Annotated in this window: 9 protein-coding genes; 6 read left to right on the top strand and 3 right to left on the bottom strand. The window is 70.1% G+C overall.

Going from position 1 to position 10,328, the window contains the following annotated elements; all coding sequences use genetic code 11:
- Both R6V09_RS35655 and R6V09_RS35650 read left to right on the top strand, forming a co-directional pair.
- A partial coding sequence (locus R6V09_RS35655) for an ROK family protein (RefSeq protein WP_317885604.1) occupies positions 1-889 on the top strand: 889 nt, incomplete at its 5' end.
- Between the two features lie 102 nt (positions 890-991).
- Complete coding sequence (locus R6V09_RS35650) at positions 992-3,733, top strand: glycoside hydrolase family 2 protein (protein WP_317885605.1); 2,742 nt, start codon at positions 992-994, stop codon at positions 3,731-3,733.
- Between the two features lie 49 nt (positions 3,734-3,782).
- Here R6V09_RS35650 and R6V09_RS35645 read toward each other — a convergent pair whose 3' ends face one another.
- Positions 3,783-5,207 carry a hydrolase gene (locus R6V09_RS35645; protein ID WP_317885603.1) on the bottom strand — a complete coding sequence of 475 codons (1,425 nt, stop codon included), beginning with the start codon at positions 5,205-5,207 and terminating at the stop codon, positions 3,783-3,785.
- A 230-nt stretch (positions 5,208-5,437) separates the two neighbouring features.
- Here R6V09_RS35645 and R6V09_RS35640 point away from each other — a divergent pair, with 230 nt between their 5' ends.
- Positions 5,438-5,701 (top strand): GlsB/YeaQ/YmgE family stress response membrane protein, encoded by a 264-nt coding sequence (locus R6V09_RS35640; RefSeq protein WP_317885602.1) that lies wholly within the window; start codon positions 5,438-5,440, stop codon positions 5,699-5,701.
- A gap of 101 nt (positions 5,702-5,802) precedes the next feature.
- Complete coding sequence (locus R6V09_RS35635; protein ID WP_317885601.1) at positions 5,803-6,684, top strand: GNAT family N-acetyltransferase; 882 nt, start codon at positions 5,803-5,805, stop codon at positions 6,682-6,684.
- A gap of 27 nt (positions 6,685-6,711) precedes the next feature.
- Here R6V09_RS35635 and R6V09_RS35630 read toward each other — a convergent pair whose 3' ends face one another.
- Positions 6,712-7,488, bottom strand: a complete 777-nt coding sequence (locus tag R6V09_RS35630; protein ID WP_317885600.1) for a GNAT family N-acetyltransferase — start codon at positions 7,486-7,488, stop codon at positions 6,712-6,714.
- Positions 7,489-7,643: 155 nt separating this feature from the next.
- The gene (locus tag R6V09_RS35625; RefSeq protein WP_317885599.1) at positions 7,644-8,543 is read right to left on the bottom strand and encodes an SDR family oxidoreductase; all 900 of its coding nucleotides are present in this window, start codon (positions 8,541-8,543) and stop codon (positions 7,644-7,646) included.
- Between the two features lie 197 nt (positions 8,544-8,740).
- Between R6V09_RS35625 and R6V09_RS35620 the strand changes: the two genes are divergently transcribed.
- The gene (locus R6V09_RS35620) at positions 8,741-9,670 is read left to right on the top strand and encodes a LysR family transcriptional regulator (RefSeq protein ID WP_317885598.1); all 930 of its coding nucleotides are present in this window, start codon (positions 8,741-8,743) and stop codon (positions 9,668-9,670) included.
- A gap of 24 nt (positions 9,671-9,694) precedes the next feature.
- Positions 9,695-10,213, top strand: a complete 519-nt coding sequence (locus R6V09_RS35615; RefSeq protein ID WP_317885597.1) for a GNAT family N-acetyltransferase — start codon at positions 9,695-9,697, stop codon at positions 10,211-10,213.
- Positions 10,214-10,328 lie beyond the last annotated feature (115 nt).

Raw genomic sequence — 10,328 nt, 5'->3', positions numbered from 1 at the left:
CAGCTGGCTGCGGGTCGCGGTGGCCAATCTCGACGGCGAGGTGGTGGCCCGGGCGGACGTCCGCAACCGGGCCCGCAGTTCGGGCGCCATGGCCGAGCTGGTGGTCGCCACCGCCCACCAGGTCGTGGCGAACTCCGAGGTCGCACCGGCCGCGGTGGTGCACGCCGTGGTGGGCACGCCGGGTGTGTACGACGAGCAGCGGCGGCGGGTGCGGTACGCGATGCATCTGCCGGGGTGGGGCCGGGCCGGGCTGTTCGACCGGATGCGCGAGGACCTGGGCATCCCGCTGGAGGTCCACAACGACGCCAATCTCGCGGCGCTCGGCGAGTACACGTACGGCGTCGGCGCGGGCAGCCGGCTGTTCGCGTACATCATGATCGGCACCGGTCTCGGCATGGGCGTGGTCAGCGAGGGGCGGCTGTTCACGGGGGCGCACGGCGGCGCCGGGGAGATCGGGTTCCTGCCGTGGCCCGGGCAGCAGAAGCCGGACACGCTGGAGGACGCCGTGTCCGGGGTGGCCGTCGTCGAGGCGGCCCGCGTGTTCGGCATGAGCGGGCAGCAGCTCACCGCGAAGGCCGTGTTCGACGCGGCCCGGCAGGGAAATCCCGCCGCGGTCAAGGCGGTTGAGCTGGAGGGCGAGCGGATCGCGCACACGGTGGCCGCCGCCGCGGCCGTCCTCGATCCGGACCTCGTCGTCCTGGGCGGCGGGGTCGGGCACAGCGTGGATCTGCTGCTGCGTCCGGTGCGGGAGAACCTGCGCGCCCTCACCCCGCTGCGGCCCAAGATCGTGCCGAGCGCGCTGGGCGAGGACGCGGTGCTGCTGGGCGCAGTGGCCACCGCCCTGGGCACGGCACGGGACCTCGTCTTCGAGCGTTACTCGGCGTCCTGAACAACTCACCCACGGGCAACGGTGATTGACACGACCCCTCCTCCGCCCTACCTTCTGACGCAGTTAGTAAAGTTTCCTAACTTGACGAGGCTGGAGACCGACGTGTTCCACCGCCCCGCCGTCCACCCCCTCCTCAGGGGCCGTCTCACCACGGCCGCGATCGCCCTCGGTCTGCTGGGCACCCTCACCACCAGTGCCTGGGCGGGAGCCCGGGAGCCGTCCCCGCAGCAGCGCGCGCAGGCCCCGGTGACCGCCGTACGCTCGACGGCAGGTACCGCCACGCCACTGTCCGGCTACGCGATCCAGTCGTCCGCCAAGGTCACCGACTCCCCCGCGGCCGTCTCCTCCCCCGGCTATCGGGCGACCGGCTGGTACCCGGCCGGCGCGCGTTCGACGGTCCTCGCGGCCCTGATCGCCGACGGCGTGTACGCCGATCCCTTCTACTCGACCAACCAGCAGAAGATCCCGAAGGCCGACTTCCAGGTGCCGTGGTGGTACCGCAGCGACTTCACGGTCGCCGACGCCACCAAGCGCACCTACCTCGACTTCAGCGGGGTGATCTCGGCGGCCGACGTCTATGTCAACGGCAAGCGGGTCGCCAAGGCCGCCGACGTCAACGGTGCCTACACACAGCACGAGTTGGACGTCACCTCGCTCGTCCGCTCCGGCACGAACACGGTCGCCTTCCGCATCCGGCCGAACGACCCGGACAAGAACCTCACCATGGGCTGGATCGACTGGCTCCAGCCGCCGCCCGACGAGAACATGGGCATCGTGCGTGACGTCCTCGTCCGGCGCGGCGGCCCGGTCGCACTGCGCGACGCACATGTGGTGACCAAACTGGCCGTGCCGTCGCTCGCCACGGCCGACCTGACGGTGAAGGCGCGGGTCCGCAACGACTCGGGCGCGCCCGTCACGGCGCAGGTCAGCGGCAGCATCGACAGCCGGACCTTCGCCACGACCGTCTCTCTCGCCGCACACCGGACGAAGACCGTCACCTTCGCCGTCCACCTGAACTCCCCGAAGGTGTGGTGGCCGGCCGGCATGGGCGGCCAGCCGCTCTACGGCCTCGACCTCACCGCCTCCGTGAACGGCGTCCCCTCCGACACCGCGCACCAGACCTTCGGCATCCGCGACGTCCGGGCCCCGCTGAACTCCGCCGGCGACCGCCAGTACCGGATCAACGGCCGCAAGTTGCTGATCAAGGGCGGCGGTTGGTCACCGGACGAGTTCCTCCGGTGGGACAGGACATACGTCGAGGACCGCCTGAAGTACGCCCTCGACCTGGGCCTGAACACCATCCGCCTGGAAGGTCACATCGAGCCGGACGAGTTCTTCGACCTGGCCGACCGTTACGGCATCCTGACCCTCCCGGGCTGGGAGTGCTGCGACAAGTGGGAGGGCCAGGTCAACGGCGAGGAGCGGGGCGACCCGTGGACCGCCGCCGACTACCCGGTCGCCAAGGCGTCGATGGCCGCGGAGGCCGCCCGGCTGCGCGACCACCCGAGCGTGATCTCCTTCCTCATCGGCAGCGACTTCGCCCCCGACGCGACGATCGAGAAGACCTACCTCGACGCACTGAAGGCAGCCGACTGGAAGACCCCCGTGGTCGCCGCCGCATCCGACAACTCCTCGCCGATCAGCGGCAGTTCGGGCATGAAGATGACCGGCCCGTACGACTGGATCCCCCCGAACTACTGGTACGCCAAACGCGAGGGCGGCGCCACCGGCTTCAACTCCGAGACCAGCGCGGGCCCCGACATCCCCACCCTCGACACCCTGCGCCGCATGATGACCCCGGCCGAACTGGCCACCCTCTGGAAGAACCCGAACGCCAAGCAGTACCACCGCTCCCCGTCACCGGTCTTCAACACCCTCAAGCTCTACGACAACGCCCTCACCGGCCGCTACGGCCCACCGACGAGCCTCACCGACTACGTGCGCAAGGCCCAGCTCGCCCAGTACGAGAACGTACGCGCCCAGTACGAGAACGTACGCGCCCAGTTCGAGGCGTACGAGCGCAACGCCACCGACGCCACGAAGCCGGCGACCGGAGTCGTCTACTGGATGTTCAACAGCGGATGGACCTCCCTGCACTGGCAGTTGATGGACCGTTACCTCGACCAGGGCGGCGCCTACTTCGGCGCGAAGAAGGCGAACGAACCGCTGCACATCCAGTACTCCTACGACGACCGCTCGGTCGTCGTCGTCAACAACCGGAACGCGTCCGCACGCCAACTCACCGCACGGGCAACGCTGTTCGACACCGACGGCACGCAGAAGTACGACAGGAAGGCGGTCGGGGTGAAGGTCTCCGGCGGCGGTGCGCACAGCACCGCGCTCACCCTGCCCTCGTCGGTGGCCGGGCTGTCGTCGACGTACCTGGTGCGGCTGACGCTGACCGACGCGTCCGGCAAGGAGGTGAGCCGGAACGTGTACTGGCTCTCCGGCAAGCCCGACACGCTCGACTGGGCGCACACCGACTGGTACTACACGCCGACGACGAGCTACGCCGACCTCAAGGGCCTCAACTCGATGGCGCAGGTGCCGGTTTCGGCGACCGCGTCGACCGCGGTGGGTACGGACGGCACCTCGACCACTACGGTCACCGTGCGCAACTCCGGGAAGGGGAGGACTCCTTCACTCCTCACCGACGTCCATCTCGTGGATTCGGTGGGCCGGCCGGTGCTGCCGGTGCGGTGGTCCGACAACGAAGTGAGCCTGTGGCCCGGGGAGTCGAAGACGCTGACGGTGACCTACCGGACGTCCGATCTGCACGGTTCGGCGCCCCGGGTGCGGGTCTCCGGCTGGAACACGCCGGAGCGGACGGTCCCGGCGGCGTGAACACCTGAAACGGTGGGGCCCGGCCGCCGCCGGGCCCCACCGGTCGTCATCAGCTCACGTTGAGCGCGGTGTCGTCGATGACGAAGGACGTCTGGAGGGTGGACCCCTCGACGCCGCTGAAATTGATGGTGGCGGTGGTGCCGGCCAGAGAGGAGACGTCGAAGGACTTCAGGACGTATCCGGAGGCCGCGTTCAGGTTGGAGTACGTGGCCAGGGTGGTGGATCCGGCGGTGACCGTCAGCTTGTCGTAGGCGGTGCTGGTGGTGGTCTCCGCGGTGTCGATGTGCAGATAGAAGCTGAGGGTGGCGGAGCAGCCGGACGGGATGGTCACCGACTGGGACAGCGTGTCGGTGTGGGCCGATCCGTAACCGTCGAGCCAGGCCTTGTAGGAGCCGGTGCGGGCGGCCTCACTGCTGGAGCTGGTGATGACGCCGCTGGTGGCGGTCCAGGTGGTGTTGCCGGACTCGAAGCCCGGGTTGCCGAGCAGCTGGGCGGCGGTGCAGGTGCCGTCGCCGCCCCCTCCACCACCGCTGCTGCCGTCGCCGGCCAGCCACGCGGTGGCGTTCAGGGCGAGGGCCGCGTTGGTGGCGCCGGTGTCGTTCCAGCCGTCGTAGAGCGTGTTGCCGGACTGGCCGGTGCCGTCGTCGATGGGGGAACTGTCGCCCCAGAAGGCGACGCGACCGCTGCCGAAGGTGCTGGTGGCGAAGAACGCGCCGGTGTTGCCGGAGTAACCGCTGCGGTACACAAGGCCCTTGACGTTCGCGTTGTCCGCCGGCTTGAGCGTGGCCGTCGTGCCGTCGGCGATCAGGCTCTTGGTGACCGTGCCGAAGGCGCCGTTCAGGACCGTGTTGGTGCTGTCGCTGATCGCGGCGGGGTAGCCGGAGCTGATGTCGAGGGTGTCGATGGAGAAGCCGAACGGGTCGGTCGAGTCGACGCTGTTGTTCGTCATCAAGTCGTTGAGGATCTCGACCGCGTCCTCGCCGTCGCTGTTGCGGTCGGCGCCGGTGTGGTCGGAGATCATGAACAGACCGCCGCCGTTCTGGACGAACGTCATGATCGCGGTCTTCTCGGCGGTCGTGAACAGCGTGTTGGGCTCGGGGAGGACCAGCGTGTCGAAGTTCGACAGGTCGGTCGTCGAGGAACCGCCGTAGGTGAGGGCGCTGGTGGCGGTCTTCAGGCTGTAACTGCCGGTCTTCTGCAGGGCGACGCCCCACGACGAGAGCGCCCCGGTCCAGTCCGTCTCCGAGGACGGCGAGGAGTCCTGGGACAGCGGGTCGGGCTTGCTGGTGGAGATGATCCAGTCCGCGTTGCCCGCCTCCTCGGCGTGGCCGTCGTCGAACAGGACGCGGTGCGTGGTGGCCGCGTGCGCGGGCGTGGCCGTGGTGGTGACCTGGAGGGCGGCCCCCGTGACGAAAAGTCCCAGGCCGGCGAGGGCGGTGGTGAGTCTGCGGCGGGATCTTCTGGATCCAAGCATCCGACGAACCTCCATGAGGGGATGGGGAAGGGTGCGGTGCGGGCGCCTGATCTGCGCGCGTAGAACGGTAGTGGGGGAGTTCTACACGCGTTGAACGATTGAAAGGTACATGGCATGAAGGGGTCGTGAACAGAAAGTCGCGGCAATAACAGCCAACAGAACTCGGCGGAGTGGGTCAGCTCGCAGCGGGCACAAGGTGAGAGCGAGGACATCGACAAAGAGGGGCGGAGATGGAGATCTCGGGCATCATCAGTGCCATCATCATCGGCATCATCATTGGCGTGCTGGGACGGCTCGTCGTCCCGGGGCGTCAGCACATCGGCGTTCTGCTGACGATCGTGGTCGGCATCGTGGCCGCGCTGCTCGGCGCGGCGATCGCTTCGGGCCTGGGAGTCGCCGACACGAAGGGCATCGACTGGATCGAGTGGCTCATCCAGATCGGGCTGGCGGCCGTCGGCATCGCCGCACTGGACCGGACAAGGGTGCGCCGCTGAGCGGGGGACGGGAATTGCGTTGCGGGTGAGACCGGTCGGCGGCAAGCTACTGCGAGCCCGCCGCCCGGTCCCGCGCTTCGCTCATCCCTCCCGGAGAACCCTTGTCACCACGCGTCATTCCGCTCGTCGATCCGGAGCCCGGCCCGTCGGCCCGTCGCCTTGTCTGGCTCGCCCAGGACGGTGACGGCGTACCCGTCGGGTCGGCTTCGCTGCGTCTGTTCCTCAAAGAGGGGCAGGCGCATCTCGGTGAACTGGAGATCTCGGTCCATGCCGCCGAGCGGCGACAGGGCGTCGGCACCGGCCTGTTGGAGGCCGCGACAGCCGCCGCCCGCGCGGAGGGCCGACGCTCGATCGTCACCCAGGCCCAACAGGGTTCGCCCGCCGACGAGTTCCTGCCGGCCCGCGGCTTCCGTCCGGTCCTGACCCTGACGTACGCCCGGCTGTCACTGGCCGACGCGGATCTCACGGCGATCGGCGCACATGCCCAACGCCCGCACCCCGGCTATGAGTTGACGGAATGGAACGGCACGGTGCCGGCCGAACTCGCCCGCTTCTACGCCGAGTCGCGCAGCGCGATGGACGACATGCCGATGCAGGACACCGACTACGGCACCGTCGCATGGGATGTGGAGCGACTGGTCGCGGCTGCCGAAGCGGTCGCGCGACGCGGGGAGTCGCTGCACACCGTCGCCGCCGTGGACACGACCGACGGGCGCGTCGTCGGTTTCTCCGAACTGGTCGTGCCGGGCGACGGGCTCGGCGACGCGCAGCACTACGGTACGGCCGTACTGCCCGCCCATCGTGGCCGCGGTCTGGCCCGCTGGATGAAGGCCGCCTCGATCCACCGGGCGCGCCAACTCCACCCGCTGCTGGCCGGGTTGCTCACGGACACGGCGGACGGCAACGCGCCGATGCGGGCGGTGAACGACGCCCTCGGCTATGTGCCGACGCATCGGGCGGTGGAGTACCAGCTCGATCTGTAGGCGTTCCCGTACCGCTGAGCTGCGGTTCTACGGCTCGTACAGGTACGGCGTGGTCGTGGTGAGCGGGGCGAGGCCGAGGCGTTCGAGGATCGGGCGGCTCTGGTCGGAGGCGTCGACCTGGACGTAGCGGTAGCCGCGGTCGGCTGCGATGCGGGTGCGGTGGGCGACCAGGGCGCGGTAGATGCCGCGGCCCCGCCAGCTCTCCACCGTGCCGCCGCCCCAGAGGCCGGCGAACTGGGTGCCGGGGACGAGTTCCATCCGTGCCGCGCTCACCGGTTCGTCTCCGGCGAGGGCGACGACGGCGACGACCGTGTCCGAGTCCGCGGCGAGTTGGGCGAGCAGGCTCGCGCGCAGCCGGGTGCTGTCGGTGCCGAAGGCCTTCTCGTGGACGTCCGCCACGAGGTCGACGCCCGCGCGGTCGGTGGCGGGCAACAGGCGGATGCCGTCCGGCAGTTCGGCGTCGAGGGCGAGTGCGGCGATCTCGCCGATCATCAGGGTCTCCTGCGGTTCGGGGGTGAACCCGGCCGCCGTCAGCCGCCGTCCGAGATCCGTCGGCAGGTCGTGGCCGTAGAGCTTCCACTCGAAGTCGCGGCCGAGTCCGGTGAAGTAGGCGATCTGTTCGGCGATCGCCGCGTCGGCGTCGGTCTCGTCCAGGTCCGTCCACAGGATGCCGTTCCAGCCGTCGGCGTCGGCGACGTGGCGCACCACTCCCCCGGTCCGCTCCACACGGGCACCGGGCCCGTCCGGTCGGGCGCCTTCGCGCAGGTCGCGGTCGTGGAGGGCGAGCACAGCGGCATGATCCATGCGCCCACTTGAACATCCGACGGCGGAACCGGCAACGGGATTAAGCGCCCGGGGCGTGCCGCCGCTGCCGGGAACCCCTCTCCTCCCGGGGGCCGAAGGCATGTCGGACGGTCCGGCGCCCCGGGTTCATCACCTGTTTCCTACGTCGCTGTCCCTCAACCCACGTCGAAGTAGTGGCCCGCTTCGAGGTCTGCCATCAACCCCGCCTCCACCGGCTGCCACCCCGTCTGCTTCTGCGTCAGCGTGCTGGACGCCGGGCAGTCCAGCGAGGCGATGAGGCCCAGGAAACCGAAGTGCCCGACGGCTTCCTCGGGCGTCACGCTGCCCGTCGGGACGTCGAGACGGGTGGCGATGGCCTCCGCGATCTCCCGGAGCGGCAGCCCCTCGTCGCCGACCGCGTGGTACTGCGCGCCCGCCGGGGCCGACTCCAGGGCCCATCGGTACAGCCGGGCCGCGTCGAGGCGATGCACGGCGGGCCACCGGTTGGTGCCGTCGCCGACGTACGCCGACAGGCCCTTCTGGCGGGCGACGGCGATCAGCCCCGCGACGAATCCCTTGTCGCCCGTGCCGTGCACGGACCGGGGCAGCCGGACGACCGAGGACCGTACCCCGCGCTCCGCGAGCGCGACCGCCGCGATCTCGGACGGCTGTCGTATCGCCGAGAAGGACTCCGGGTCGACCCTGTCCTCCTCCGTCGCCACCCGCCCCTGGTCGAGCCCGGGGGTGCCCGAGGTGACCACGAAGGGCTTGTCGGTGCCCGCGAGGGCCTCGCCGATCGCCTCGATCGCGCGCAGGTCGGTGGCGCAGTTGGCGGCGAAGGCGGAGAAGTCGTGGATGAACGCCAGATGGCAGACCCCGTCCGCCGCCGCGGCACCGCGGCGCAGGCTGTCCAGGTCGTCGAGCGAACCCCGGTGCACGGCGGCGCCCACGGCCGTCAGCGCCTCGGCGGACGCGTCCGAGCGGGCCAGACCGGTGACCGTGTGCCCTGCGTCGAGCAGTTCACGGACCACGGCGGAGCCGATGAATCCGGTCGCGCCGGTGACGAATACACGCATGCTGCGTTCCTTCGATGGGTGGGTGTCGATCTGGGTTGTGCTGTGCTGTGTCGCGCTGTGTTGTGCTTCCATCGTGGTCAGGGCATCGGTTCCGGGTCCAAAGCCTGTTTCGCATGAGGCAATGCGAATCAGGCATCACGGCTGTTCAGCAGCCCTTTCGGCAAGATGTCCAGCGCGTCGGGCAGTACGCTCGGGGCATGACGGACCTGCCTCCCGCGCCCGATCTCGAACTGCGTCTCGTGCGGTACTTCATCGCCGTCGCCGAGCAGCGTCACTTCGGCCGCGCCGCCGAGGCCCTGCACATCACCCAACCGTCGCTGAGCCGTCAAGTCCGGCGCCTGGAGGAGCAGTTGGGTGCCCGACTGCTGGACCGCACCCCGCAGGGCACTCGGCTCACGGAGGCCGGGGAGGTCTTTCTGCCGCGCGCCAAGGGGCTGTTGCGCGCCACCGCCCAGGCCGCCGCCGAGACCCGCGCCGCCGCGGAACCCAGCCGTCTCACCGTCGGGTACATGGCGAACCTGTTCGTGACCCCGGCGGTGCGTGAGGTCCGGCGCCGGCATCCGGACGCCGATGTGCACGTCGTACATCTGGCCTACGACGACGTGCGCGCGGCCCTGTTCGAGCGGCGGGTGGACGTGGTGGTGGCCCGACTGCCGTTCTCCACGGACGAGTTGGACGTCACGGTCCTCTACGACGAGCCGCGCGTCCTGCTCGTACCGCTCGACCACCGCCTGGCCGGCAAGGAGTCCGTGACCGTGGACGACATCGCCGACGAGCCCGTTCCGCAGCTTCCCGGTGCGGACCCGGCGTGGGCCGCCTTCTGGCGTATCGATCCCCGGCCCGACGGCCGGCCGGCGCCCGGTGGTCCGGTCGTCCGGGCCCTGGAGGACAAGTTCGAGTTCGTCGCCGACGGACGAGCCGTGGCCATCGCGGCCGGCATCCGTCCCGGGCAGACGATCCGCCCCGACATCGTCGCGATCCCCCTGCACGGCGTCGAGCCGAGTCACGTCGCCCTCGCGACCCGGGCCGGCGAGCACAACCGGCTGCTGTCCGCGTTCCGGAAGGCGGCCCACGCGCTCCTCAGGGCTCCGGCCAATTCTGATGAACACCCCGACGGCGCCCACTAGTTGAGGTGCCCTACGCTGCCCCGCATGACCTCCGACAACATCGCACTGCGACCGGTGGACGAAGGCGGCCTGGCCGTCATGGAGCGTTCCCTCAGCGACCCGGTGGTCGCGTCGGCGTTCCAGTGGTATGGCTGGAGCGACGTCCGGCGCTGGCGACGGCAGTGGTCGGAGGATCGTCTGCTCGGCGGTGACCGGTCCTGTCTGATGGTGGTCCGGGGTGAGGAGCAGGTGGGGTTCGTCGCCTGGCGGAAGGTCACCCCGACGCCGACCTGCCACTACTGGAACATGGGCATCACCCTGCTGCCCGAGGCGCGCGGACAGGGCATCGGGACCGAGGCACAACGGCAGTTGGTGCGCTATCTGTTCGCGCACACCCTGGTGACGCGCGTCGAGGCGGACACGGAGTCGGAGAACATCGCCGAGCAACGCGCCCTGGAAAAGGCCGGGTTCACCCGGGAGGGCGTCCTGCGCAGCGTCGCGTACCGGGACGGGCAGTGGCGGGACGTGGTGCGGTACAGCATCCTGCGCGGCGAACTGCCCTGAACCATCGGGGCGGTTCGAATGACGGAGGCCCCACCGGTCGCCTGCCCGGTGGGGCCTTCCGTCCTGGCGCGGGTGCTCGGGTCAGCGGCCCGCACCGGGGCGGAAACGCCGGTAC

The sequence above is a fragment of the Streptomyces sp. W16 genome, assembly GCF_033194735.1.
In the GTDB taxonomy this organism is placed as follows: domain Bacteria; phylum Actinomycetota; class Actinomycetes; order Streptomycetales; family Streptomycetaceae; genus Streptomyces.
This window is presented reverse-complemented; position numbering and strand designations above follow the sequence as displayed.